Below are 26,995 nucleotides of genomic sequence, written 5' to 3'. Positions count from 1 at the left end.
TTAAAAAAGTTTAAAAAAAGGGAGCTTGGGTCTTTTAATTTGTAACTCATATGTTCAAAATTTTGTTTTTTTGACTAGATTTAAATGGTAAGGGTTGTGTTGTAATTCGTCTAAAAACGGATGAAAAAGGAAGGTTTAATATAGGTTTGGTCTATGATATTATCTGTCTATGGTGTTATGCCGGAAACCAACGATTGGCTCATGCAGTTCAAAAAACAAAAGTAGCAGTTAACATCAATTTGATTCCGTTTCAAATCAGGTCACATTTACCTCAAAAAGGAATTTCCATTCATGAATATTGGAAAGGTAAAGGGATTTTAGATGTAAATACAGCTGATGAAAAAGGAAAAGAAGCTTTAGAATCAGAAGGATTGTTGTTGAGTGAACTCTTTTTACAAAGATTCCTACTATTTTAAAAATAGATCAAGTTGTTTTAAAAGCACAAGAAAATAATGTAGAAATACAAGTAGTACATGCAATACAATCTGTTTATTTTGGAGAAGGTATGTCTATTACTCGTGTTAACGATCTTGTTAGTATAACTAAAGAATATCAATCAAAAAAAGTTGAGGTGGCTTGGCATGATGAAAATTAGTATAAGAATTAGGTATTGAAAAGTGAATGTGAGTTGCGAGAATTAAACATTCTTTCTGCACCAACGTTTGTTGTAAATTAAAGAGCTTAGACTTACTGGAGCTGTGTCCAAAACAATGTTGGTTGATGTGTTGCAACAGCTAGCTTCCGAAAAAAAATGCAGGAGATTTTTGTGATTTGGAAAAGGAGCATGTTGATTTTTTATTTTCTTTAGTACATTTACTTCTGAGTTAAAAAAACAATTGTATGAATTTTATAAATCACATTCAGAATCGTTACACTACAAAAAAATACGATAATTCTAAAAAAATAGAAAGTCGTAAAATTGAAGAACTTCAAGAAATTTTAAGACTTTGTCCTTCGTCTATCAACAGCCAACCTTGGGAATTTGTTTTTATAGGAGATCAAGAAATGAAAGACAAATTAGCAGTATTCTCTAAACACAATACAGCTAAAGTTCAAGATTGTGACACATTGGTTGTTTTTAGAACTGTAAACAACCTTGCTGTGTTTTATAAAGAATTGAAAAGCAGATTGCCAGAGTATGCTATGGAATTTTACAAGGAATATGCAGACACACATTCTGAGAAAGAAGTGAAAATATGGATGGAAAAGCAGGTATACATTGCTTTGGGGATGCTTTTAAGTGCCTGTGCTTCTATGCAAATAGATGCAACTCCTATGGAAGGAATAGAACCCGATCCATATGATAAGATTCTTGGAAACAAAAATTACACAACTGTTTTAGCTGTTGCTATTGGTGTGAGAGATACAGAGGATTTTAATCAATTGGAAAAGAAACCCAAATCAAGAAAATCTTTACAAGAGGTTGTTCGTGTTTTTTAAGAAATCTGAATCTCTACCTCGTCACCTTTTTGAAAATCGAGATTGACAATTTGTTTTTTGTCAATCTTAATTTGTTGTATGCCAACTCTAACGGTAATTCTTTCTTTTTCCATGTCTAAAACGGTTGCTTTTAACGTATTTTGAGTGTTTTTAGAAATCAAAATGGTAGGTTTTCCTTCTTCTATAATTTCTCCATAATTGATAACACACACACGATCTGCAATTTTTAGTACTTCTTGTAAGTTGTGACTCACCATAATAACAGTAAATTGATATTTCTGCTGCAAATAGACCAAATACGTTTGTAATTTGTTCCTTAACGTTTCATCTAAGGCTGTTAAAGGTTCGTCTAGTAAGAGTAATTTAGGTTCTTGCACCAAGGCTCTTGCCAAAGCAATTCGTTGTTTTTGACCTCCAGAAAGTTCGTTGGGTTTTACCATTAGTAAATGTTTGATTTCTAAAGTAGCAATCACATCATTAAACAATTGTTGAGGAATTTTTTTCTGAACAAATTTTAAATTCTTCAATACGGTCATATTAGGAAACAAACCGTAATCTTGAAACACATAGGCAATGTTTCTTTGAGCCAAAGGCATAAATGTTTTGGTTTGCGTATTTATCCAATCTACACGATCTACTGATACCGATCCTTCATCTACTTTGTCCAAACCACTAATCAAACGAAGCAAAGATGTTTTTCCTGCTCCCGACGGACCAAATAAGATATTGATGGCATTGGATTGAAAGGAAGCTTTGATGTTCAGATGAAAAGTTTGTTTTCCCGAACCGTAAGTTTTTTGAAATTGACATCGAATCATCGTACAACTCTTTTTAAATAGCCACCATTTACAAGGTATACTGTTAATAAAATAGCAAAAGAAATCCCTAATAAAATCAAAGAATAGAGATTGGCAGTTGCGTAATTTAGAGATTCTACTTCGTCGTAAATAGCTATAGAGGCAACTTTTGTTTGGTTGGGAATATTTCCACCAATCATCAACACTACACCAAATTCTCCTATGGTATGTGCAAAGGTCAATACCACTCCTGTAAGAATAGCAGGTTTGATGTTGGGTAATAAAATTTTACATAAAATCACAAATCTAGATTTCCCCATCAATTGTCCTGTTTCTACATAAGATTTGGACAAAGATGTCAACCCTGCTTGAATAGGATGGACCATAAAAGGCAAACTATACAACAAGGATGCAATGACCAATCCTGTAAAAGAAAAAACCAAAGAAATACCAAAAGTGTTTTGAATCCATAGACCTAGAGAGGTGTTAGAACCTAAGAACAGTAAAAAATAAAATCCTAAAACAGTAGGAGGCAAAACCAAAGGCAAACTAACCACAGTTTCTACAAAAGGCTTTAGTTTGGAACGTGTTTGCACCAACCAATAACACAGAGGTATGGCCAAAAAAAACAACAGAAGTGTTGTAATGGCAGCCAATTTAAAGGTCAATAGCAAAGGAGTCAAGTCCATAAATTCTCAAAGTTATCAAATGTCCGAATCTTTAAAGTTAAGGATTAATTATGAATTTAGTTTTTATTAAACACTCCTTTTTGTTTGTAATTGGTTAAAAATAACACCTTACTTTTTTGAGTAAAAATAAGGTGTTGTCTTTGTCTTTTAATGTTCGTGTGCTAGTTCACTAGATTTAGATTGTGCATACACATAATACGCTCCTTTGGTGACGATATTCATCCCATCTGGAATCTCATCCAAAAGCTTTACGGCAGTATATCCGTTATGAGTTGCTCCTGAAATCACTTTTATTTTTTGAAATTGTGTTTCATCATTATTGTCTTCTTTTTTGGCTACATAAATAAACATATTTTTTCCGTCTTTGATAATGGCACTTTCTGGAGCAGCCGTAACAATTTTATCATTGAGCCATATTTTTGCATTGATGAACAAATCTTTAAGAAATAAGGGTTTGTCTCCGTCCAAATGACCGTGAACACGAACTGTTTTGGATAGGTTGTTAAATTCCTTACCAATAACACTTACTTCTCCTTCATAAATTTTAGTTCCTAATGCAGGAATGTTATAACTTATTTTTTGAGCTACTTTTATTTCTGCAATGTCTTTTTCAAACACGTCTAATTCTAAGTGTAAGTGTTTGGAAGATATAATTTCTATCAAAGGCACTGTGGGTTGTGTGTACATTCCGTTGTGAATTGCAATGTTAGACACGTAACCACTCATGGGCACAGTTATAGAAATTTGCTGTTGTATATTAGATGGAGTAAGGTTTTTTGTTGAAATTCCTAAATAAGAAAGCTGTTTGGACAATCCTGTAGATTTTGCTTCTAAAATTGCTACTTCTGCTTCTACATTTTCAAGATTTTTGGCAACTCCTGCATTTGCTTTTACCAAAGTTTGTTGTCGTATCAAATCTAATTTTTTGAGTTTCAATTGTGCTTTGGCTTCCAAATATTCTTGTTGTTTTACAATAAAATCTGGATTTTCTACGTATGCAATAAATTCGCCTTTCTCAAGATAATCTCCTTCCACTAATTTTTTAACTTCCGTAACAATTCCTGCTGCTTTTGCGGCAACAGAAGCTTGTGCATTTGGCGGCAATCCTAGAACTCCAGTTGCTTTTACGTAATCGTTTACTTTTAAAGAAGAAAGTGCACCAAATTCCAAACCAATGGTTTCTATTTGTTTTTGAGTCAAATGAATTTCATCATCGTGATGTTCTTCTTTTTCTGAGGAATGATGTTCTGTTTCTATAGTCTTAGGATTTTCTTTAGAGGATTTTCCACAAGAAATAAGGATGTTAGCGAGAAAAATGGTGATAATTAGTGTATAATTTATAGTGTTTTTCATGGTGTGTTTTTATTGATTTGTAAGAAATTGATAATCTGCCACAGCTTTGTTGTACGCTGCTAATTGGTTCCAATAATTTTTATGATTGGATGCCATTAACTCTAAGGTGTTCAACAATTCTAGATAAGACAATTCTCCAGATTGATAATTTAATTTTGCAATTCTTACAATTTCTGGATTGATGGTTTGTAGTTGTTCTTTGTAAAACTGCATTCCTTCATTGTAAACCAAAATAATGCTTTCTGCTTCTGTCAATTTTTGTTGCAAAGTCAAAACTTCACTTTCATATTGATAGTTGGCAATGTCTATTTGCATTTTTTGTGCTTCTACTTTTCTTTTTGTTTGACCGTTAAATAAGGGAATGGAGACTCCTGCTTTTACGGCATTGAATCGACCTCCTTCGTAATAGTTTTGTGATGCGTACCCCAAACTGAAATTAGGTTTTAATTCAGATTTTATCACATTTACTTTGGCTTGTTCAATGGCAATATTCTGTTTGCTTTGCTGTACAAACAGAGTGGAATTTACATCCGAAATTTTGCTGTAGCTAATGGCTGTTAAAGGTGTTTTGGTAGTGATAGGCTCTTTTGAGTTTAGCGTGTATTGAAACTTTTGGTTAAGATGATTTAGTTGAATGTTTACTTGTTTTAACAACAATGAATATTCATTTCTTTTGGCCTTTAATGACAATTCTTCAATAGCATTTGTGGCACCTGCTGTCACTCTTACTTTAGCTATTTTGTAATAATGGTCATAAGTTTCAGAAAGATTGGTAAACAATTTTTTCAATTCTTTTTGATGTTGAATCTCAAAATAAAGCTGTTTTACATTCCATTTCAATTCGTTGGCTGTTAGTTGTTGAGCATACCTGCTTTTTGCAGTCAATTCATCTTGTAGTTTGTTGTTGCTTTTGGTAATGCTGAGCGTTGGAAAGTTTTGAATGAAACCAATTTGATTTACTTGTTGTCCAAAGTCTCTATCTACCAAACCATCACCTTGATAGAGGAAGTCTGTATTTCCTAAATTGTATTTTAAATTTTGGAGTGACTGTTCTTTTTCTAAACTCAAATTAGCTGCTTTGATTGTTGGGTGATTTTCAATAGCTATTTCTACAGCACGATGTAGTTCTAGAGGAGATTTTTCTTGTCCTAGAGAGGAAACAGTTGCACCTAAAAGCAGCAAAATACTCAACGTTTTAGTTTTAGAAATACGTAGCGATTTTTTTAGATTCCAGTTTTCCAACCAATAATAAAATATAGGCAAAATCACCAAAGTTAAAAATGTAGCACTTATCAATCCACCAATAACCACAGTTGCCAATGGTCTCTGTACTTCAGCACCTCCAGAGTTGGAAAGGGCCATAGGTAAAAAACCAAATGAAGCTACAGCCGCAGTCATTAAAACAGGTCGTAATCTTACTTTTGTACCCGTTAAAATTCTCTCTGTAATATCTTTCATTCCTTCATTTTTTAGTTGGTTAAAATAGCCAATAAGCACAATACCATTCAGTACAGCAACTCCAAACAACGCAATAAAACCAATACCAGCAGAAATACTAAAAGGCATGCCTCTAAGTTGCAAAGCCCAAACTCCACCAATAGCGGACAAGGGAATGGCTGTAAAAATTAAAGCAGCCTGAGAGAGGGAGCCAAACGTAAAATAGAGCAAAATAAAAATCAACGCTAAGGCAATGGGCAAAGCAACAGAAAGTCTTTGGTTGGCTGCTTTTAAATTTTCAAATTGCCCTCCATAGCTAAAATAATAACCTGCGGGTAGTTTTATATTGTCTTCTAATTTGGATTGAATTTTACCAACTAAAGATTCCACATCTGTATCTCCAACATTTACGCCAATAACAATTCTCCTATTGGTGTTTTCTCTAGAAATTTGCATAGGAGCATTCACCAAATCAATGGTAGCAATATTGTTAAGAGGAATTTGTGTTCCATTGTCTAGTGTTACAAATAGATTTTGAATGTCTTCTATACCTACACGGTTTTGCTGATTCAACCTCACTACCAAATCAAATCTTTTTTCTCCTTCGTAAATTACACCCGCTTTTTCTCCTGCAAAGGCCGTTCTAACAATTTGATTTACATCTTTTACATGCAACCCATATTGAGCCATTTTTTCGTATTGATAATTGATCATAATTTGAGGCATTCCCACAGTTTGTTCAACATTTACTGTGGCAACTCCAGCTATTTGTTTGATGATTTTTTCAGCTTCACTAGCTTTTAGAAACATTTCATCCAAATCATCTCCGTACAATTTAATAGCAATATCGGCCTTAGTTCCTGTCATTAATTCATTGAAACGCATTTGAATAGGTTGCGAAAATTCAAAACCGACTCCAGGAATGTCTTTCAAAATAGTCTCTATTTTTTCAAACATATCTTGTCTGTTGCTGGCAGAAGTCCATTCTTTTTTAGGTTTCATCACCAAAACATAATCGGCAACTTCAATAGGCATTGGGTCTGTGGGAATTTCAGCAGAACCTATATTAGAAACAATATCTGTGATTTCTGGAAACTCCTTTAATAATTTTTTTTGTATCATTTTAGAAGTTTCTATGCTTTGTGTAAGAGAACCTCCAGGAGGTAAAATATGTTGCATAGCCAAATCTCCCTCTTCAAGAGTTGGAATAAATTCTCCACCCATTTTACCAAATACAAAAACGCTGATGAGAAATAGAAACAAAGTAGTACCTACAAATAGCTGTTTGTGTTTTAGAGCTTTGTGTAGAATAGGAGTATAGTTTCTTTGAAAAAAAGCTACAATTTTATCTGCAATAGTTCTTTTTTGAGTGATGTTTTTATGCAGAAAAAGAGCAGTCATCATAGGCACGTAGGTCAAAGATAAAATCAATGCTCCGGTAATAGCCAGCATGACTGTTTGAGCCATGGGTTTGAACATTTTTCCTTCAATACCGACCAATGCAAGTATGGGAATGTAGACCATTAAAATAATGATTTCTCCAAAAGCAGCAGAACTTCTTATTTTTTGAGAAGAAACAATCACTTCATTATCCATTTCTTGCTGACTCAACAATTTCCCCGAATGTTTTAAATGCAATCTATGAACAATTGCTTCCACAATAATAACGGCACCATCTACAATCAATCCAAAATCTATAGCACCCAAACTCATCAAGTTTGCAGAAATTCCTAAAAGATTCATCATAGAAACGGTGAACAACATAGCAAAAGGAATGACGGAAGCAACAATCAATCCTGCTCTCCAATTTCCTAAAAAAAGCACCAAGATGAACACAACTATCAATCCTCCTTCAATCAGGTTTTTTTCTACAGTTCCGATGGCAGTAGAGACCAATTTGTCACGAACCAAATAAGGCTCTATCACAACTCCTTTGGGCAAAGATTTTTGAATCTGTACAACTTTTTCTTTTACCAATTCTGTAACTTCGGAAGAGTTGGCACCTTTAAACATCATTACTTTTCCACCAACTACTTCTTCACCATCACGAACCAAAGCACCATAACGAGGGGCTTTTCCGTACTGAACATCTGCAACGTTTTTGATAAGAATAGGAGTATTCCCCATTTTTTTTACCACGATATTTCCAATATCATTAAGAGATTTTGCCAATCCTTCGGAACGAATGTAATAAGCATTAGCGTTTTTTTCTATGTACGCACCTCCAGTATTTTCATTGCTTTTTTCTAGGGCAGAAAACACATCTGTAATGCTTACACCCACAGCTTTTAAAAGAGTTGGATTGATGGCTACTTCGTATTGTTTTAAGAAACCACCCATGGAATTGATTTCTGCCACACCTTCAATTCCCAAGAGTTGTCTTTTAACAATCCAATCTTGAATGGTTCTTAAATCAGAAGCGGTATATTGATTTTCAAACCCTTTTTTGGGTCTTACTACGTATTGGTATATTTCTCCCAATCCCGTTGAAATTGGAGCTAGCTCGGGAGATCCCAATCCATCAGGAATATTGTTTTGGGCTTCTTTGATACGTTCAGTAACGAGTTGTCTGGCTAAATAAATATCATAGTTTTCTTGAAAAACAACGGTAATTACAGACAAACCAAAACGAGAAATGGATCTTATTTCTTCTACTTTTTGAAGATTTTGTAAGGACAATTCTACGGGTGTTGTAATGAATTGTTCCACTTCTTGTGTGGCCAATGTTGGCGAAACGGTAATAATTTGAACCTGATTGTTGGTGATGTCAGGAACGGCATCTATGGGTAGCTGACGGAGTGAAAACACACCCCAAAGAGTTAGGGCTGCTACAAATAACCCTATAACAAACTTATTCTGTACGGAATAAGCAATGATCTTATCGAACATAAATATGTGATTTAAGAAGTTAAACTTTAAAAAATTCTAAAAAAAAGGACATAAAAATCCTTGCAATAAAAGTTTAACTTAAGATTGGCGGATGCCATACACCGTTCTGATAATCAAAAGAGTATAATGAAGAATAATGAAAAGAGTCAGAAAACCAATCAGCTGCGTTTGTTTCTTCAAAAGCAATTAAAATAGGTAATGAGATTGAGGTTCCACAACACTGACAGATGCAAAAAGGAGTACATTCATCTTCATGCTGAGGTAGATGATTGTGAGAAGAATCTTTATAATGTGTTATAGATTCTTGTTCCCAAAGTGTATCCACAGCATCTTCACAAGGCATTATTGCCATTGCTAATATAAGGATGGATAATATGAAGGTGCTAAATCTCATTTCGTTTTCAAATATACAAAAGTATCTTTGAGAAATGTTTGGAAAGTAGTTCAGAGTTGTAATTGAATTTATTTCATTAACTCTAAAGCTTTAAGAGTGATTTCTTTTCTCAAATTTGGAAATAATTCTTTATTCGTATTTTCATTAGGTTCAATGTTAATAGCAAAAAAATAAGTGTTGGTTTTCGATTTATGATAACCTACAAACCAACCGTTATAATTTCCATTTCTAATTGATAAACCTGTTTTTCCATATAATTTATATCTTTCGTTTTCTTCAATAAAAGAGATCCTTTTTAGAATTTCTTCAGTTCTTTTAGAAATTTTCAACTCTGAATTAACAAGACGTTTTAAAAAATCTATTTGTTGAAATTGATTAATTCTTGATTTTCCTTCTAACCAAAATAAATCTAAATTTTTAGAAGTAACATTCATATCTCCAAATTGGAGTTTTTTAAGATATTCATTCATTCTTTTTTCTCCAATTTTATTAGCAATTTCTTGATAACACGGAACACAAGAATATTGAAAAGCATTTCTTAATATTAAATCTTGTTCCCAGATTTTATAAGCTCTTTTTTCTCCATTCCATTTGAATAATGTACTATCATTTTCTACAACCTTAGTTTCTAAAGCAATTATAGAATTCGGAATTTTAAATGTAGATGCGGGTAACCGCCCAGTTTTAGCCCAAACAAAGTTATTCGAATAAAATAAATCTTTCTGCGAATCATAAATTAGAATAGATCCATTTACATTACTTGAATCGATAATTGATTGAAATTCGGACTTGTGTATTTCCTTTGTTGTAGTTTTTTCATTACAAGAAACTAAAATAATTATGGCTGAAATAATGTTTAATATTTTGATTTTCATATGGCTGCCAACGGTTTTGGTTGGGGTTTAGCTACTTGATGGATGTGCACAAAACTTTGAGAAAGAAACAGAATTTGAACTAAGTTTAGCTGTGTTAGCTTTAGTTTTTTTAATTTACAAAAGTTTCTTTTGTTACTAATTTGAATTCTTTTATTTCAGGTTTATACATTTTTCCTAAACGTTTTACAATTCTTGTTTTATCTACTGTTCTGATTTGGTCAACAGCAATCCACCTAATTTTATCATTGTGTTTGATTTCAACTGTTTTTTAGCTGTTGTAGGCTGTAGGGTTTTATTCCATGATTTTTATCAATTCATAGTTTGTACTTCTTCCTCCAGCTTGTTCTTTTTTTAATATTTCTTTTTTCATTAAATCTTGAATATCTCTCAATGCTGTGTCAGAAGAACATTTGGTTATTTTAGCCCATTTTGAGGATGTCAATTTACCATCAAAACCATCTAATAACTTATTCAACATTAATTTCTGTCTTTCGTTATTAACTATCTTTGCATTTTTATTCCAAAATTTATGTTTGTAAAGAACTTTCTCTAAAACAGTATTTGATGCTTTTAAAGAATTTAATAAACATTCTAAAAACCAAGAAAGCCAATTTGTAATGTCTAGTGTTCCTTGTTGAGTTTTCTCAAGAATATCATAATATTGTTTTCTCTCAATTCTAATTTGTGAAGACATGCTATAATATCTTTGTGCTATTCCATCTGCTCTTGATAATAATAAATCTGTTGTAGCTCTTGCAATACGTCCATTTCCATCTTCAAAAGGATGAATTGTAATAAACCATAAATGTCCAATACCAGCTTTTAAAACAGGGTCTATCTTAATATCTGAGTTTAGCCAATTTAGAAATGCTTCCATTTCCTTATCCAAGATATTAGATTTAGGAGCTTCGAAATGAACTTTTTCTTTTCCTAATGCTCCTGAAACAACTTGCATTGGCCCTGTTGTATCTTCTCTCCAATTACCAATTAATATTTTATACATTCCACTTCGTCCAGTTGGGAACAATGAATAATGCCAATCAAATAATCTTTCTTTAGTTAATTTGGATTCAAAATTTTGAGTTGCATCTATTAACATATCTACAACACCATCTACATTTCTTTCTGAAAAAACAGAGTTCTCAATTTCCATTCCTAAACGTCTTGCGACTGATGAACGTACTTGTCCAGGATTTAATACCTCTCCTTCTATTTCTGTGGATTTTATTACATCAAGAGTTAAAGTTTCAAGTACAGCTTCGTTTTTTAAGTCGAAACCAAGAGTTTCCATTTTACCAATTATTTTTCCTTGTAAATTTCTGACTTCTCCTAATAGAGTTAGGATTTCTTCATTATTCCAATTAAAATTTGGCCAATCTTCTTTTTGATGTATATATGGTTTCATTATCCGCTTATTATGCGGTGAATATAAATCTTATTTATCGCATATGAAAAATAAACTCATTATTTATTGCGGTGATTATGGTGTTTTTTCACCGCACTCGTGTGATTTTACCTTAAATCCAACGGTTTTGGCTAGGCTTTGTGCGGGAAGAAAATCGCCAAGATTTTCGGACTGGACTAAGCCGAAGCTTTTTGTTTGGATTTGTTTCTTTGGTTTTAACTAAGCCAAAGAAACAAGATTTGGCGACTTAGTAAATATACACAAAACTTTGAGAAAGCACAGAACCCGCATTAAGTTTAGCCGGTGTTGTATTTGCGTAATTTTACTATATCAGCTTGTGTAGACTATTAGATATTTTGTCTTTAATTATATTTAATGTTTTCCCTAAATTTATAATTTCTTCATTAAGTTCATTATTCAAAACTATCAATTCTTCATCTGAAATAGTTTTATATACTCTAATTTTTTCTTCAATTGTTAAAGCATTTTTTTTCAAAATAGAATGAGATTTATTTAAATCCTTTAATAAATAATTAATTTCAGGATGATAACTTTTGATTAACATTTTTAATTCACTTGTTTCTTTCCCAGGGTGTTTTCTGTTCTCTAAAAATTTATTTGTATTTTCGGGTAAGTTATTTTCAATATTAGAAATTTCCCTTTTATGACCATCATAAATATCTTGACAAAGAGAATAAGTACGTTCTAGTTTTTCAGATAATAAATATTTTTTCTTGTTTTTATCATTAAATCTTGTTTGAAAATATGCTCCAATTAAAGCACAACCAGCTCCAATAACGATATTTATTGTATTAAAAATTTCAGAAGATAAATTCATGCTTTATTTTAAAATTTTAATTATTGATGAAGTATGAAATACAACTCGTTATAAACTCACCAAACGTAATGTCATCCCGTCAATATTTAAGGATAACTTCATTTTTAGTTGTTTTATCAGTCTAAAAGTATTGTTTTTTAGTCAGTTGATACCGGTTTTTTTAGAAAAAACTAAGAATTGTTAAGAGAAGTAGAAATGTTTTTAGCCACACTTTTTTTCAGAATCAGGAGACGTTCTGTAAGTGTAGTACTGCAACACTTCTTCTAAAGCCATTTTAAGAGCTTTGTTTATGGAGAGTAGCTTGTTGCCTAAGTTAAAATCTATTTGGTTCAATTGCATGTAATATTCGGTAAACACAGGCACATACAGTCCTTTTGCAATGGCTTGGGAGGTAGAGTTGTACTTATCTGCTTGTCCTTCTTTGATAATTTTACATGTAGCCAATCTTAAACTACCATATTTATCGGTGTTGGCAGCAAATCCAAACAATCTACAAATCAAGCCTCGGTATTGATAAGCGCTACATCGGCCTTGGTCTATAACAGATAGAGATTTGTAAACAATGCAATTTGTAGTTTGTGTTTGTTTGAGTATTTGCAGTGTTTTTTCTGCTTCTCCATTTAAAAATAAGTGAAATGCCCAAGGTAAAAACTCCAAAGGAGAAGCTTCTATATTAGGGTGCGAACAACATTTACCACAACCAGAAACACAACTCATTCCAGATGCTTTTTGAAACTGAGCACTTTCTAGCTCTAATTGATGAAAAAGATGTTCTACCAATTGTACTCTTTGCTCTATCGACATTACTTTTTACCGAAGGTATACTTATTAAGTTGATGTATTTGAATTTATTCTTAAAAAGAAAGTCTTTTGGTGCAGATTAGTAGCGTTTAGATTTTTTGTTGAATGTATTGCGTGATTAAATTGCTTTTTTTACGTTTTTTTCAAGGTTATAAAACCTTAAACATAATGTTAAGTTTGAGATGGTGTTAAAAATTAACATCCTGCTTGTTGAGGCTATAAATAGTTTTGTTGCATCAAAATAAACAAACTTATAAAATGAAAACTATTAAAATTGTTACAATCCTATTTGTAATTTTATTCAGTTCAACAAACGTTTTTTCTCAATCGACAAATGCATCGATCAAAGGAACGTTTACAGACAACAAAGGTGAACCCCTGCCAGGAGTTACTGTATTGGTGCAAAACACTGCTACAGGATTTAAAACAGGAGTCAGCTCTAACATGGAAGGAGATTTTATTCTACAGCAACTTCCTTTAGGAGGTCCGTATGTGTTTAAGGCATCATATATTGGATTTTCTAGTGTTACCAGACACGATCTTATTTTGAATCAAAATGATGAAGTCATCCTAAAAATTGTGATGGAAGAAAGTTTGAACAATTTAGAAACGGTGGTGCTTAAAAGTTCAGGAATCTCAAAACGCATCAAGCAAATAGGTTCTTCTACCAAAATTAGCAGTCAACAAATAGAAAATTTACCATCAGAAGGTAGAAATTTTACAAGGTTGACTAGTTTGTCTCCTTTGCAAGGTGGTGGATCTATGAACTTAGGGGGGCAACGTAGAACCTCTACAAACATTACAATTGATGGTGCCAATGCAAGAAATACATTAACGGCTGGTGAAGTAGGTGGTGGTCCTTTTACCATTTCTCAAGAAGCTGTTAGAGAATTTGAGGTTTCTACCAATGATTATAGCGTAACGCAAGGTCGTCAAGGCGGTGGTGCTTTAAACGTTGTAACAAAATCTGGAACCAATGAGTTTCACGGAAGTGCTTTTTCTTACTACAGAGCAGATGCTTTGCAAAGCAAGTATAATATTAGAGGACAAGATAGAAATGCAGATTTTTATACTTTACAAACAGGGTTTAGTGTAGGAGGTCCAATTATTAAAGATAAACTTCATTTTTTTGCTACTTACGAAAGACAAGATGCTGGGAGCCCTGTAACTATTGCAGACATACAAAGTGAAGAGGATGAAAACTTGTTAGGAATTTCTAAAGATAATTTAGACAGGTTTTTAGACATTGCTAGAACCAAATACGGAGTTAGTAATGCACAACAAGTAGGACAATTTGATCGTAAAACAACGGCAAACAACTTGTTTGTAAGATTGGATTGGCAAATTAATGACAAGCATCGTTTAACGCTTCGTAATTTGTTTAACAAATACAACAGTCCTATGAACTCAAGTGACAATTCCGATTATGAAATTGCGGAGTCTTGGTCAGATTTTGAATCTCAAGAAAACAGCATCTTACTTTCTTTACGTTCTAAATTATCATCAGAAGTTACCAATGAATTTAAGTTGCAATACCAACATGCAGAAAGAGCTTATCAACCAAGCCCATTATTGCCTAGTGCAAACATTCCACGTGCTATTGTAGAGGTATCATCTGTATTGCCAAACGGAAACACAAGATCTAGAGATATTCAAATAGGAGGACAACGTTATTCTCCAGAAACCAACTTAGAGAATCAATTTCACATTACCAACACCACATATGTAAACCTAGACAACGTAAACTTTACTTTTGGTACAGACAATACCATTACGCATTTGGAAACATTGTTGTCTAACGAGCAAAATGGTAGATTTTTCTTTGATTCTTTAGATGATTTTGAAAATTTAAATGCAAGTCGTTATGCTAGAGAAGTGCCTTTAGAAGGAACGCCACCGTTGGTAAAACAAAATGTGTACGATTTGTCTTTGTTTGCAGAAGCAGATTTTAACATTCATGAAGATGTAAATGTAGTGGCGGGGCTTAGATGGGATGCTACCATTTTTTCTGAAGCAGGAAAATTCAATCCTGTAGTTTATGAGGAGTTAGGAATAAGAACAGATAATAAGCCTAGCGATTTAAACAACATTCAACCACGTTTGCAATTTACATGGAATATCAAGGGGCAAGACAAAGACATTCTTAGAGTTGGAGGAGGGATGTTTTCATCTCAACCACATTATTACGCACAGGTAAATAACGTTCAAAATAGTGGAATGCTTTTAGGAGCTATAGATGTTACAGGAGACAAAGTACCTACCCCAGAGTTTGATAAATACCGTAAAGATGTCACTACAGTTCCAGGAGTTCCAGCAGGAGAAACACCTTTTTCTACCATCAATGCTGTAAGTGATGATTTTGAAGTACCTACTGTTTTTAAAGGAAATATAAGTTATACACACTTTTTTGACAACGGAATATATGTTGGTGTGAATGCACTTTTAAGTCACACCAAAGATTATTATACTTATCAAGAAGCTAATTTGGTTGATGAACCATATTTTACTACTGCTGATGGTCGAAAAGTTTTTGTACCCGCAAATACTATTGGAGCTAACGGTCAGGTAGATTGGACAGCATCAAGAAAATCTGACAAAGTAGGTAGAGCTCTGTTACTAACTTCTGATGGAATTTTAGATCAATCAGCATTGGTTGTAAATGCAGGATCTAAATTAGGAAAAGATGGATATGTAAATGCAAGTGTTACGTTTAACAAAACAAAAGACAACTCATCTTACAACTGTTGTGTGGCCAATACTTCTACTTTTTTACCTGTTGAGGGAGATCCTAGAGATTTGAACTACGGATATTCTGACAATCATTTTGATACCAAAGTAATTGTAAATGGTGCTACACCAACTTGGAAAGGATTTAAACTAGGGTTGACAGCTATTGGTTCTGGAGGTTCTAGGTATTCTTTAATGGTTGATGATAATACAAGTGCCAACGGAGATTACAATTTAAGAAATGACATTGCTTACATCTACGATCCTAATGATGCAAATACTCCAGCAGAAATAGCAAATGCTTACAATGAAATTTTAAACGATCCAGAAACATCTGAAAGTTTTAAAGATTATTTAAGAAGCAGTTTTGGAGGGTATGCAAAAAGAAATGGAGGTAAAAACCCATTTTATTTTACACTAGATATGCGTTTGACAAAAGATGTGAAATTGTTCAAATCTCATAAATTAGAGTTTTCTGCAGATGTATTTAACGTTGCTAACTTGTTAAACAAAGATTGGGGTGTAAATCACAATTTAGGAAATAGAGACTTTATGCGTGTCAACGGATTTGATCCAACCACAAAGAGCTATAGTTACGAAGTACAAACAGGAGCAGGAACAGAACCAATTGGAGGAACACCTTGGAGGTTACAATTAGGAGCTAGATATTCATTTTAAAAAAAAATAACATGAAAAATATATTTTTAATACTCATATCGGTTTTTTTATTGTCGTGTAAAAGCAATGAAAATAAGGCAACAACACTTGTAAGTTCTACTAACAAAACGGAAACATCTTCTGATTTTACAATTACATTTGGTTCTTGCAACAAGCCTAGCAAAGAAAATTTTTTGTGGGATGATGTACTGAAATTGAATCCAGATGTATGGATTTGGGGAGGAGATAATATTTATGGTGATTCTCAAGACATGAATAAAATTAAATTGGATTATGAGTTGCAACATCAACAAAATGGATACGCTGAGGTAGTTAAAAACACTAAAGTAATTGGAACTTGGGACGATCATGATTTTGGAAAAAACGATGCTGGAGTAGAATTTCCCAAAAAGAAAGAAAGTCAGCAATTGATGTTAGATTTTTTTGGAGTACCTAAAGATTCTCCTAGAAGAACTCAAGAAGGAGTATACGCATCAGAGATGTTTACAACTGATAAAGGAAGTGTAAAAGTTGTATTGTTAGATACGCGTTATTTTAGAACAGGAATCTCAAAAGCTGATAAATTAGGTGAACAAGTAGGGAGAACTATTCTAGGAGAAGAGCAATGGAATTGGCTAAACTTAGAATTAAAAAATTCAACGGCAAATTTTAATGTTGTAATGAGTAGCATTCAGGTAATTCCAGCAGAACATCCTTATGAAAAGTGGGGAAATTTTCCGAATGAAAGAGAAAGATTGTTTGGTGTAATAGCAGGGTCAAAAGCTAAAAATGTCATCATTTTATCTGGAGATAGACACATATCAGAATTTTCTAAAATAGATGTAGAAAGTATAAACTACCCTTTAATAGATTTTACCTCAAGTGGATTAACGCATGCAAGTAAAAACTTTACCAAAGAATACAATCCGCTTAGAGTAGGTAAGGTTGTGCATACCAATAGCTTTGGAGTTTTAAAATTTAATTTTGATGAGAAAAAAGTTACGATGCAAATGCGAGGAGATCATGATAAAATTCAACAAGAAATAATACAAGTATATCCATAATTCATTGTATTAAAACAAGTTTAAATTTTGTGAAAGTATAAGGGGAGCCATACTTGGTTCCCCTTATTTTTTAAACTTTTTCTAAAGCTTGTGCAATGCTCTGACGGGTAGTTCCAATTAAATCTCCTAAATCTTTTTGAGTTAATAAATCAAATAAAATATATTCATCACCTACATAGTCGTGAATTTTATTGTTGAAATAACTTTTAAGATAGCGTAGCTTTTCTAATGTTCCTTTTTCGTTAGACATTTTTACCTTTTTTTCTGCATTGCACCAGCGTTTTACCAAATAGCGGATAAACCAATCTGTAAGAATAGGATCTTGTAAAATGGCTTCTTTGATAAAGTCTAAATCATAAACACGCAGTTTGCAATCTACAATTGTTTTGGAATATTCGTAAAACTGATTGTTGTTTAGGTATTCAAAATTTCCAAAAAAATCGCCATTTCCAATTACATCATACACAAATGGTGTTCCTTCTTGGTTGTAGCTTCCTAATTTTACAGCACCTCTAACAATTTCATATATTTTTTTAGACTTATAAACAGCTTTGTATATGTTGTTTCCTTTTAGTTTAATAGTTTCACTTACATACGAATCTATATCTGGGTGAGTTTCTCTTAAATGCTCAAAAACATTAAAATTAGAAAACTTTCTAATAGTGGCAGATTGTAGGTTGATCATAGTTTTTTGTCAGAAAATAAAGAGTTGCAATTTATTTATAGCATATTAAAATCGAGTTAGTTTTGTGTTAACACTAGGATAGGTTTTTGTGTTTAGCTACCTTATAGAATGGTGTTTTTTAAGGCTTGTTTGTTAAAAAATTGAAACCATAGCTATTTGTGAATCAGTATGAAAATAAAGATTGTTTTGGTGTGTGAAAATCAGTTTCGTGTAAAATTTATGCAAACAAAAAAGGATAAATATTTATGTTTTTGTTAAATTTCAATATCTTTTTTTTAATTTTATGCAAATACATTTTGTTGAAATCCGTACTATTTAAATGGGAAATTTAAAAGAATTGAATACAGAACGTTATCATGCAAATGATAAAAAGGAGTCGCATGTTGTGTTGAAGAAACACAAAGTGAGTGATCTAGTTTTGTGGCAGGAATTTCAATTGGGAAGTGAAACTGCTTTTGCAAAAATTTACGAAGATCATGTAGGTAGACTTTATACTTATGGATTGAAAATTGTCTACGATAAAAGTATTGTAAAAGATGCTGTTCAGGATTTGTTTATTGAATTATGGGATACCAAAGAAAAGTTATCCGAAGTAAAATCTATAAAATCCTACTTGTTTACCAGTCTTAGAAGAAAGTTGATCAAGCAACAAGTTAAGTACCATAAAATTTTTAATAAGAATGAAAATGTAGAAACGATTAATTATGAATCGGAGTCTGTAGAGTTTAGTTTGATAGAAAAACAACGTTTGGATTTTGAGAAACAATCGTTAAAAATTGGCTTAGAAAAATTGCAACCCAAGCAAAGAGAGATTGTTTTTTTAAAATATTATGCTCGTCTTAGTTACGAAGAAATTATGGAAATAATGGACATTGATAAAAAACAGGCATACAACTTATTGTCTAGAACTTTAAAAACACTGAAAGAGTTTTTGATCTTTTTAATTTTATTTCTTAATATTTAAAAGTATACCTAAGTCCTTGTTTTTGTGAGGATTTGATATTTGTACGTGGTTTAAAATGGTTTTTTGATAAAAAAACCATTTTTTTTGTGAGTAAAATTTATTTTTTAGTCTCTATACTAATACAAGGACCTTACTATCACAACAATAAATGAAGTACAATAATTATTCCATAGAAGATTTTGCAAGCGATCCCTACTTTCAGATGTGGGTTTTTGAACCGAATGCCATGGCAAATAAATTTTGGGCAGATTGGTTGACAGATCACCCAGAAAAAAGAGAAACGGTAAAAAAAGCAAAAAGACTTGTTTTGTTGCTAGATCGTGATGAAGACAAGTTGTCAAAAAAAGAGGTTGATGCTATTTGGAGAACCATTATTGAAAATAGGGGAGTGCACAAAGGTTTCAAAAAGCAGAATAAAGGACGATATGAGATTTCAAATTTGTTAAAAATTGCAGCAGTTTTTATTGGGTTGTTTGCTTTAGGTTTTACAGCTTATTATTTCAATTCTATTTGGATGAAAGAAAGTTCAAAAACAATTGCCAGTAACAGAATTACATTAGAATTAGAAGATGGAAGCATTGTGTTTTTAGACGAAGTAAATTCAGAAACAATTACCAATAAAACCAAAGCAGTAGTAAGTGATAAAAATACGTTGTCTTACAAAAACGCTGAAAAGGATTTAGATAATAAGTTGGTGTACAATAAAATAACGGTTCCCTATGGAAGAATATTTGAATTAGAATTGTCCGATGGATCTCGTGTAAAACTAAATGCGGGTACAAAGTTAAGATACCCTGTTCGTTTTTTAAAAAATACTCCTAGAAATGTGTATTTGGAAGGAGAAGCATTTTTTGAGGTAGCAAAAGATAAAAAGAATGCATTTACGGTGGTAACAAACAAAATGAATACGAGGGTTTATGGAACCAAATTCAATGTTTCTTGTTATAAAAATGAGCATAAAATAGCTACGGTATTGGTAGAAGGTAGTGTAGGAGTTTACAAGGCTAATGGAGAAGGAAAAGATCATCCGACCCTTATAAAACCTGGCTATAGAGCTTTGTTTAAGAACGATGCAATTGGTGTTTCTAAAGTAGATGTTTCAAAATATACAGCTTGGACTGATGAAAATCTAGTATTTATGGACGATTCTTTTGATGTGATTGTAAAAAGATTGGAAAGAAAATACGATGTTAAAATTATCAATCAATACACAGAACTAAACGGTAAAAAATTTACAGGAATCTTTAAGAAAGAATCTTTAGAGGATGTGCTTAGAATTTTTAGAGAGCATACTCACTTCAATTACACAATCAAAGAAAAAAATGTTGTCATAACCAATTAAACAAAATAGTAACCAAATAAAAAAGAATATGAGTCCGTAAGAAAAACAAAGAAATCGGAAGATGCGGCAACATCTTCCGATTGAAAAAGATTTAAGTCCGATTAATAAACAAAAATCATTCAAAATTATGAAAAAAAAAGACAATTTGAAGGGGCATCGCTATGCCTTTTTACAATTTGATTTAAAAATGAAAATTTCCCTTCTATTTTTAGTAATAAGTGTATTTCAAATCCAAGCTAAAAACAGCTATTCTCAAAATAAAAAAGTTACGCTAGAAGAAGATTCTGCTACCATTTTACAGATCATTCAAAAAATAGAATCGAGTACTGATTATAGTTTCTTTTACAGCAAAGAAGAAATAGACTTGAACCAAAAAGTAAGCGTTTTTGCTCACGATGAACTTGTTGAGTCTGTTTTAGGTAAAATGTTTTTCAATACCGAAATTGGTTTTAAGGTGTTAGAAGAACAGATTGTTCTGACAAGAAAAACAAAAAATAATACTCTTAAAAACAAATCATTGCAACAGGGGGTAACCATAAAAGGAGTTGTAAAAGATGATGGAGGAATGCCAGTGCCTGGAGCCAATGTTGTTGTAAAAGGAACCAATCAAGGAGTGATTACAGATTTTGATGGAAATTATCAAATTGCTGTAAACACAAAGAACGCAGTATTGGTGTTTTCTTATGTAGGTTACAAGGATAAAGAAGTGATTGTAGGAAATCAAACAACCATCAATGTTGCTTTAGAACAAGATGTAAGTGAGCTAGATGCTGTAGTAATGGTAGGGTATGGTTCTGTAAAAAAATCAGATGTAACAGGGGCATTATCATCTGTAAATACAGAAGAAATAAACAAAACTCAAAACACAAATTTAGCACAAGCCATTCAGGGTAGAGCAGCAGGAGTTACGGTTTCTAAGAGTTCAGGAGCTCCAGGAGCTACACCCACAGTAAATATTAGAGGAGTAGGAACTGTTAATGGAGCTGGTCCTTTATATGTGGTTGATGGAGTGCCTATCAATGATGTTTCGACCATTAATATGGAAGATGCAGAATCTGTAGAGGTGTTAAAAGATGCATCGGCAACTGCAATTTATGGTTCTAGAGGGGCCAATGGAGTGATTTTAATCACTACCAAAAAAGGTAAAAAAGGAACTCCTGTTATTAGTTATAAAACTTATGTTGGTGTTCAGAGTAAAATACAAAACTTAAAGGTATTAAATGCTACTCAATATGCAAAAATGTACAATGAAGCAAATGCTAATGATGGAAAAGCTCCAATGTTTGCAGATCTTTCTTCTTTAAAAAATTACAATTGGAAAGATGCAGTGTACAAATCTGCCATTATGCAAAATCATCAATTGTCTGTTTCTGGAGGAACAGATAAATCTACTTATTTTGTGTCTTTTGGTTATATAAATCAAGATGGTATTGTAAAAAATACAAAATACAAGAGAACAAATTTTAGAGTTAACAATACTTATCAAATAAAACCAAATATAAAAATAGGACACAACATTCAATACGCGAAGTCTGATAGAAATTCAGTGCCTAATTATGGTAATAATTCATCAAATAAAGCTGCTTTTAGTGGTTATTTAATGGATCCTGTGACTCCTTTTTACAACGTAGATGGAAAAGAATCGACTCCAATGAATGCTCCCCAGGCTGTAAATCCGATGGGATTGATTAAATATCAACAAACACCTCAAGTAAGAGAAAGTTTCTTTGGGAATTTATTTTTGGAAGCAGAAATTATAAGAGGATTAAATTTTAGATCAAATTTTGGATTACAGGTTAATAATACAAGTGTTGATAACTTTCGTAAATCTTATAATGTAGGACCAACATTGAGTCAGCCATCAAGTACTTACACAGCAAGTAGATCACAAAATCAAGTGCTAATTTTATCAAATACGTTAAACTATAATAAAACATTTAGCAAAAAACATAGTTTTAATGCTATGTTAGGACAAGAAATTCAAAATTTGAATTCTAATAGTTTAAATGGATTCAGAAATGGAATTCCTGCCAGTGTTGCAAACCCAACATTAGGATCAGGAGATATCTCTTCAGCTAGAAATGGGGGAAATATAAGTTCATCTAAATTATTATCATTTTTTGGAAGAGTAAATTATAGCTACGATAATCGATATTTATTTACTGGAACTTATCGTTTTGATGGGTCTACCCGTTTTGGATCTAATAACAAATGGGCACAATTTCCATCCTTAGCATTAGCGTGGAATATCCACAAAGAAAAATTTTATCACATAAGTGCTATTAATCAATTAAAATTACGTGCAGGCTGGGGAGAAACTGGTAATCAAAATATACCAAATACAGTTACTTTTAACACAGTAGCAATTGGTCAGACTAATAATTTATTTGGTAAAGATGAATCAACTTCTTTAGGAGCTGCACCACTTAGACCTGGGAATGCTAATTTACAGTGGGAAACAACAAAAACTAGTAATATTGGTTTAGACATGGCGTTGTTTCATAATTCAATAACATTTACAGCAGAATATTTTGTTAAACAAACAAGTAATATGTTATTAGCATCGCCTATTGTCGCTACAGCTGGTTTTGCACAAAATCCATATTCTAATTTGGGAAATGTAAGAAATAAAGGATTAGAATTGACAGCTAATTACAGAAAAACAATAGAAGATTTTTCTTTTAATATAGGAGGTAATGTCTCTTTTATTAAAAATAAAGTATTAGAATTATCAGGAGATGGGAGTCTTATCCAAACAGGGAAAGGAAATACATTCAAAAACATAAGTAGAACAGAAGCAGGTCATCCGTTAGCCTCTTTTTATGGCTACAAAATGGAAGGGATTTTTCAAAACCAAGCAGAAATAGACAACAATGCTCATTTTACAGGAACCAAACCTGGAGATGTAAAATATAAAGACTTAAATGGAGATGGAAAAATAGATGATAATGATAGAACGTATATAGGATCACCATTTCCAAAATTTACGTATGGAATTAACATTGACATGAATTATAAGCAATTTGATTTTTCTGCATTTTTCCAAGGAAGTCAAGGAAATAAAATTTTTAACTCAACAGATTATTGGATGATTGGAGATTTGGCATCTAATTCTAACACAAGTGTTTTAGATAGATGGACAGGACCAGGAACCTCTAACACAATGCCTAGAGCTAGTTTTGCAAGTCAAGGAAACAATACACAGATGTCAAGTAGGTTTGTGAAAGATGGATCATATATGAGATTAAAAAATATACAGTTAGGATATGCGTTACCTAAAAATGTGTTGACAAAAACATTTATTAGTGATGTACGCTTTTATGTATCTGCTCAAAACTTATTAACTTTTACTAAGTATGATGGTTTAGATCCTGAAGTAGGTATCGATAATTCTAGTAGATCAGGGGGAGGTAGTCCTCTAGATATAGGAATTGATAGAGGGAGGTACCCATCGGTTAGAACCTTCTCTTTAGGGCTTAATGTTAAATTTTAAATTAGTTTATGATGAAATTAAATAATAAAATAAGAAAAAATATTAAGTATATCTATATTGTAGTTATATTAGGCTTTTATGCTTGTAGTACTGATTATTTAGACGGTAAAGCTTATGGAGTATCAACAACAGAAAACTTTTACAAAACTCCTGAAGACGCTCAACAAGCTATAACTTCTGCGTACGCACCACTACATGAAATGTATTTAGGGAATAATACAAATTTTTGGGGTGCAATTTCAACCGATCTTTTATTAGGAGATGTAGGAACCGATGATTTTATTAAAGGAGGTAGTCGTTATAGTGACAATCCACCTTTGTTACAAAAAGAATTATATCAAATACAGACATCAAATAATATGTTTAATGAAATATGGACTATAAATTATAAAGGAATTAACTATGCTAACTTAGTGATAGAAAAAGTTCCTAATATTCCGTTTGATAATGTTAATGAAAAAAAACAAATATTAGCAGAAGCACATTTTTTAAGAGCCTACTATTATTTTGATTTGGTAAATTCTTTTGGAGGAGTTCCTTTGATAAAAGAAGGAACAAGCTATGAAGATTCTAATATGCCTAGATCTACAACCGAAGAAACATATGCTCAAATTGAAGCTGATTTAAAAATAGCAATAGCAGATTTACCTTATAGATTTGACAAAGGACCTAGTTATTATGGTCATGCAGATAAAGGAGCTGCATTGGGTTACATGATGCGTGTTTCTTTGTATCAAAATAAAATGGATCAGGTAAAAAAATATGGAAAAATATTGATAGAAGATGATAAACGATATAGCTTAACAAGTGATTTTAGTTCCATTTTTGAGGAAGGTGGAGAATGGAATCAAGGATCTATTTTTGAATTAATTTGTACAACAAATACAAGCTATTTAGGAACAGGTATTGTTAAAGATTTAACTCCTAAAAGTGAAAAAGGTTTCGGATTAATTCAAGCAAAAAAAGGTTTAAGAGATGCTTACGTTGTAAATGTAGATCCTATTACAAAAGATACCATTCGTGATCCTAGATATGATACTACTTTTTATCAACCTTTATCGATAACGCAAGATGGAGAGATAAGTCCAAGGGATGTTTATGGGACTCATTGGTTTAATAAAAAATATTCTTGGTCACCTCATACAAATAACCCTTTTCCAACACTAGGAAATACAATTAGCTCCAATAATATTCGCTTATTAAGATTAGCAGATGTTTATTTAATGTATGCAGAAGCTATTTATCAATCAGATCCAACTACTGCAATAGAATATGTGAATAAAGTTAGAAAGCGTGCTAGAGAAAGTGCGGGAGTAGGGAATTTATTTCCTCAGGATTTACCATTGACTTTAACAGGAGATGTTTTACGTGATGCTATTTATAAAGAAAGACGTATTGAGTTAGCGGGAGAAGGATATAGATATCATGATTTGATTAGAACAGGTAGAGCCGCAACCGTATTAGGACCTTTAGGCTTCCAAATAGGAAAGCACGAAGTTATGCCAATTCCTTATTCTCAAATGACTCTATCAAAAGGAGTTTTACAACAGAATAATTATTAGAATATAGTTTTTTAGTTTAGTAGTAGTCCAAGCTCAATTAGATATCACTATCTAGTTGGGCTTGAGTCTTTGTGTAGATTGAATAGTTTAGTGCTTAGTAATGTATAAGATATAACGTTTTCGATAAAAATACTAATTAGTCTTTTTTGTGTTTTGTCTCTTAAATACCTTTATAGTATCAAAGAGTAAGGACTATGTTTAAAAATTTAAGAGGAGATTTGTTAGGAGGAATTACTGCAGGTATTGTAGCGTTGCCTTTGGCATTGGCTTTTGGAGTACAATCAGGATTAGGAGCTTCTGCAGGGTTGTATGGAGCTATATTTATTGGTTTTTTTGCTGCTTTATTAGGTGGTACAGCTACACAAATTAGTGGGCCAACAGCACCAATGACAGCAGTTAGTTTGATAGCTGTTGGTACCATAATTCATGCAAATAATGGAGAGGTTGCTAAAGCTTTGCCTTTAATTTTAATGGTGTTTTTTGTTGCAGGTTTATTCCAAGTGTTTTTAGGAGTCATAAAGTTTGGAAACCTTATAAAATACATTCCTTCTACGGTAGTTTCTGGGTTTATGAGTGGAATAGGATTCATTATTTTAATAACACAAATTCCCAATGTCTTTGGTCATAAAGCAGGAGGGGTTTCAGCTTCTTTAAAAACAATTCCATATGCATTGACTCATATAAATACGGTGGAATTTGTATTAGCTGTGTTGACAATTTTTATTATTTATGGATTTAAGAAAATAACAAAAACAATACCTAGCACCTTGGTGGCTTTATTAACAATTAGTATAGGAGCTTTACTGTTTTTAGAATCGGGTTCTTATGGAATAATTGGAGATATTCCTATAGGATTTCCAAAAGCAAACTTTGAGATATTCAATAGGTTTTCTTTCAGTAGTTTTTCACCATACATTTTAACAGCTCTTACTTTAGCTTTTTTAGGAACTATAGATTCTTTGCTAACTTCTGTTGTAGCAGACAATATGACCAATACCAAACACAATAGTAATAAAGAGTTGATTGGGCAGGGTATAGGAAACGCTATTGCAGCTTTTTTTGGAGGGATTCCTGGAGCTGGAGCTACCATTCGTACCGTTGTAAATATAGATGCTGGTGGAAAAACCAAATTATCAGGTATGATTGCAGGTATACTTTTATTAATTGTTTTGATGGTTTTAGGACCATTGGCTTCTTTAATTCCTAATGCGGTCTTGGCTGGAATTTTAGTTACTGTAGGGATAGGAGTAATGGATATAAAGAGTTTAAAAACTGTACACAAACAACCCCTTAAAAACGGTATTGTGATGTTGTTGGTTTTGATTTTAACAGTGTTTTGGGATTTAATTTTTGCCGTAGCTATTGGTGTTCTTGTGTCTTACACTTTTGTAGTTATAGAATCTATTCTAAACAAGAAAAAAATAAGAATGGCATAAAGTATCTGTAAGTATTCAATAAAAAACATCTCTCTAGACTTTTGTCAAAAAGGATGTTTTTTTGTTATATTTAAATGCAAAATACAATGAAAGCTGTCTACACAATAGACAGCTTTTTTAACTTAGATGAAAATTTAAGACAAAGTA

The 26,995-nt window shown here is 32.3% G+C and carries 20 protein-coding genes; 9 read left to right on the top strand and 11 right to left on the bottom strand.

Features of this window, described 5'->3' with window-relative positions:
- Positions 1–146: 146 nt before the first annotated feature.
- A complete protein-coding gene (locus tag Q4548_RS14755; protein ID WP_303456244.1) occupies positions 147–416 on the top strand; it encodes a DsbA family protein in 270 nt (89 codons plus the stop codon).
- A 424-nt stretch (positions 417–840) separates the two neighbouring features.
- On the top strand, positions 841–1,440 hold the full coding sequence (locus Q4548_RS14750; RefSeq protein WP_303456243.1) for a nitroreductase family protein: 600 nt from the start codon (positions 841–843) through the stop codon (positions 1,438–1,440).
- Here the strand turns inward: Q4548_RS14750 and Q4548_RS14745 are convergent.
- The 10 genes from Q4548_RS14745 to Q4548_RS14705 form a co-directional block, all read right to left on the bottom strand.
- Positions 1,437–2,258 (bottom strand): ATP-binding cassette domain-containing protein, encoded by an 822-nt coding sequence (locus Q4548_RS14745; RefSeq protein WP_303456242.1) that lies wholly within the window; start codon positions 2,256–2,258, stop codon positions 1,437–1,439. The two genes, Q4548_RS14750 and Q4548_RS14745, sit on opposite strands and share 4 nt — an antisense overlap.
- On the bottom strand, positions 2,255–2,926 hold the full coding sequence (gene modB, locus Q4548_RS14740) for a molybdate ABC transporter permease subunit (protein WP_303456241.1): 672 nt from the start codon (positions 2,924–2,926) through the stop codon (positions 2,255–2,257). The genes Q4548_RS14745 and modB overlap by 4 nt, the downstream gene beginning before the upstream one ends.
- Positions 2,927–3,073: 147 nt before the next feature.
- Positions 3,074–4,279, bottom strand: coding sequence for an efflux RND transporter periplasmic adaptor subunit (locus Q4548_RS14735; RefSeq protein ID WP_303456240.1), 1,206 nt, complete (start codon positions 4,277–4,279; stop codon positions 3,074–3,076).
- Positions 4,280–4,288: 9 nt separating this feature from the next.
- Entirely contained in the window at positions 4,289–8,605 is a 4,317-nt protein-coding gene (locus Q4548_RS14730) for a CusA/CzcA family heavy metal efflux RND transporter (protein WP_303456238.1), read from the bottom strand.
- A 73-nt stretch (positions 8,606–8,678) separates the two neighbouring features.
- Complete coding sequence (locus Q4548_RS14725; RefSeq protein WP_303456236.1) at positions 8,679–8,999, bottom strand: DUF6660 family protein; 321 nt, start codon at positions 8,997–8,999, stop codon at positions 8,679–8,681.
- Positions 9,000–9,067: 68 nt separating this feature from the next.
- On the bottom strand, positions 9,068–9,868 hold the full coding sequence (gene blaOXA, locus Q4548_RS14720) for a class D beta-lactamase (protein WP_408068637.1): 801 nt from the start codon (positions 9,866–9,868) through the stop codon (positions 9,068–9,070).
- Positions 9,869–9,983: 115 nt separating this feature from the next.
- Entirely contained in the window at positions 9,984–10,130 is a 147-nt protein-coding gene (locus Q4548_RS17240; RefSeq protein WP_369281300.1) for a type II toxin-antitoxin system PemK/MazF family toxin, read from the bottom strand.
- Between the two features lie 36 nt (positions 10,131–10,166).
- Positions 10,167–11,279 (bottom strand): Fic family protein, encoded by a 1,113-nt coding sequence (locus tag Q4548_RS14715; protein WP_303456233.1) that lies wholly within the window; start codon positions 11,277–11,279, stop codon positions 10,167–10,169.
- Positions 11,280–11,604: 325 nt separating this feature from the next.
- On the bottom strand, positions 11,605–12,117 hold the full coding sequence (locus Q4548_RS14710) for a hypothetical protein (RefSeq protein WP_303456232.1): 513 nt from the start codon (positions 12,115–12,117) through the stop codon (positions 11,605–11,607).
- Positions 12,118–12,318: 201 nt separating this feature from the next.
- Positions 12,319–12,921, bottom strand: coding sequence for a YkgJ family cysteine cluster protein (locus Q4548_RS14705; RefSeq protein ID WP_303456230.1), 603 nt, complete (start codon positions 12,919–12,921; stop codon positions 12,319–12,321).
- A 255-nt stretch (positions 12,922–13,176) separates the two neighbouring features.
- Between Q4548_RS14705 and Q4548_RS14700 the strand changes: the two genes are divergently transcribed.
- Complete coding sequence (locus tag Q4548_RS14700) at positions 13,177–16,323, top strand: carboxypeptidase regulatory-like domain-containing protein (RefSeq protein ID WP_303456228.1); 3,147 nt, start codon at positions 13,177–13,179, stop codon at positions 16,321–16,323.
- 11 nt (positions 16,324–16,334) lie between these two features.
- On the top strand, positions 16,335–17,366 hold the full coding sequence (locus tag Q4548_RS14695) for an alkaline phosphatase D family protein (RefSeq protein WP_303456227.1): 1,032 nt from the start codon (positions 16,335–16,337) through the stop codon (positions 17,364–17,366).
- A gap of 70 nt (positions 17,367–17,436) precedes the next feature.
- On the opposite strand, the gene Q4548_RS14690 is transcribed toward Q4548_RS14695, so the two are convergent.
- Positions 17,437–18,051, bottom strand: a complete 615-nt coding sequence (locus Q4548_RS14690; protein ID WP_303456226.1) for a Crp/Fnr family transcriptional regulator — start codon at positions 18,049–18,051, stop codon at positions 17,437–17,439.
- Between the two features lie 319 nt (positions 18,052–18,370).
- Here Q4548_RS14690 and Q4548_RS14685 point away from each other — a divergent pair, with 319 nt between their 5' ends.
- From Q4548_RS14685 to Q4548_RS14665, 5 genes are all read left to right on the top strand, one after another.
- Positions 18,371–19,015 (top strand): RNA polymerase sigma factor, encoded by a 645-nt coding sequence (locus Q4548_RS14685; RefSeq protein WP_303456225.1) that lies wholly within the window; start codon positions 18,371–18,373, stop codon positions 19,013–19,015.
- Between the two features lie 148 nt (positions 19,016–19,163).
- A complete protein-coding gene (locus tag Q4548_RS14680; protein WP_303456224.1) occupies positions 19,164–20,357 on the top strand; it encodes a FecR family protein in 1,194 nt (397 codons plus the stop codon).
- A gap of 127 nt (positions 20,358–20,484) precedes the next feature.
- Entirely contained in the window at positions 20,485–23,850 is a 3,366-nt protein-coding gene (locus Q4548_RS14675; RefSeq protein WP_303456223.1) for a TonB-dependent receptor, read from the top strand.
- An 8-nt stretch (positions 23,851–23,858) separates the two neighbouring features.
- Complete coding sequence (locus Q4548_RS14670; protein WP_303456222.1) at positions 23,859–25,412, top strand: RagB/SusD family nutrient uptake outer membrane protein; 1,554 nt, start codon at positions 23,859–23,861, stop codon at positions 25,410–25,412.
- Between the two features lie 194 nt (positions 25,413–25,606).
- Entirely contained in the window at positions 25,607–26,848 is a 1,242-nt protein-coding gene (locus Q4548_RS14665; RefSeq protein WP_336622743.1) for a SulP family inorganic anion transporter, read from the top strand.
- Positions 26,849–26,995 lie beyond the last annotated feature (147 nt).

This window comes from Wenyingzhuangia sp. 2_MG-2023 (assembly GCF_030548295.1).
Lineage (GTDB): Bacteria > Bacteroidota > Bacteroidia > Flavobacteriales > Flavobacteriaceae > Wenyingzhuangia.
This window is presented reverse-complemented; position numbering and strand designations above follow the sequence as displayed.

Bases quoted from the DNA above. Each gene is read 5' to 3' on its own strand.
- Q4548_RS14695 (WP_303456227.1), top strand. From the start codon at position 16,335: ATGAAAAATATATTTTTAATACTCATATCGGTTTTTTTATTGTCGTGT.
- Q4548_RS14735 (WP_303456240.1), bottom strand. From the start codon at position 4,279: ATGAAAAACACTATAAATTATACACTAATTATCACCATTTTTCTCGCT.
- Q4548_RS14675 (WP_303456223.1), top strand. From the start codon at position 20,485: ATGAAAAAAAAAGACAATTTGAAGGGGCATCGCTATGCCTTTTTACAA.
- Q4548_RS14665 (WP_336622743.1), top strand. From the start codon at position 25,607: ATGTTTAAAAATTTAAGAGGAGATTTGTTAGGAGGAATTACTGCAGGT.
- Q4548_RS14705 (WP_303456230.1), bottom strand. From the start codon at position 12,921: ATGTCGATAGAGCAAAGAGTACAATTGGTAGAACATCTTTTTCATCAA.
- Q4548_RS14680 (WP_303456224.1), top strand. From the start codon at position 19,164: ATGAAGTACAATAATTATTCCATAGAAGATTTTGCAAGCGATCCCTAC.
- Q4548_RS14710 (WP_303456232.1), bottom strand. From the start codon at position 12,117: ATGAATTTATCTTCTGAAATTTTTAATACAATAAATATCGTTATTGGA.
- Q4548_RS14730 (WP_303456238.1), bottom strand. From the start codon at position 8,605: ATGTTCGATAAGATCATTGCTTATTCCGTACAGAATAAGTTTGTTATA.
- modB (WP_303456241.1), bottom strand. From the start codon at position 2,926: ATGGACTTGACTCCTTTGCTATTGACCTTTAAATTGGCTGCCATTACA.
- Q4548_RS14715 (WP_303456233.1), bottom strand. From the start codon at position 11,279: ATGAAACCATATATACATCAAAAAGAAGATTGGCCAAATTTTAATTGG.
- Q4548_RS14670 (WP_303456222.1), top strand. From the start codon at position 23,859: ATGATGAAATTAAATAATAAAATAAGAAAAAATATTAAGTATATCTAT.
- Q4548_RS14750 (WP_303456243.1), top strand. From the start codon at position 841: ATGAATTTTATAAATCACATTCAGAATCGTTACACTACAAAAAAATAC.
- Q4548_RS14700 (WP_303456228.1), top strand. From the start codon at position 13,177: ATGAAAACTATTAAAATTGTTACAATCCTATTTGTAATTTTATTCAGT.
- Q4548_RS14685 (WP_303456225.1), top strand. From the start codon at position 18,371: ATGGGAAATTTAAAAGAATTGAATACAGAACGTTATCATGCAAATGAT.
- Q4548_RS14725 (WP_303456236.1), bottom strand. From the start codon at position 8,999: ATGAGATTTAGCACCTTCATATTATCCATCCTTATATTAGCAATGGCA.
- Q4548_RS14745 (WP_303456242.1), bottom strand. From the start codon at position 2,258: ATGATTCGATGTCAATTTCAAAAAACTTACGGTTCGGGAAAACAAACT.
- Q4548_RS14690 (WP_303456226.1), bottom strand. From the start codon at position 18,051: ATGATCAACCTACAATCTGCCACTATTAGAAAGTTTTCTAATTTTAAT.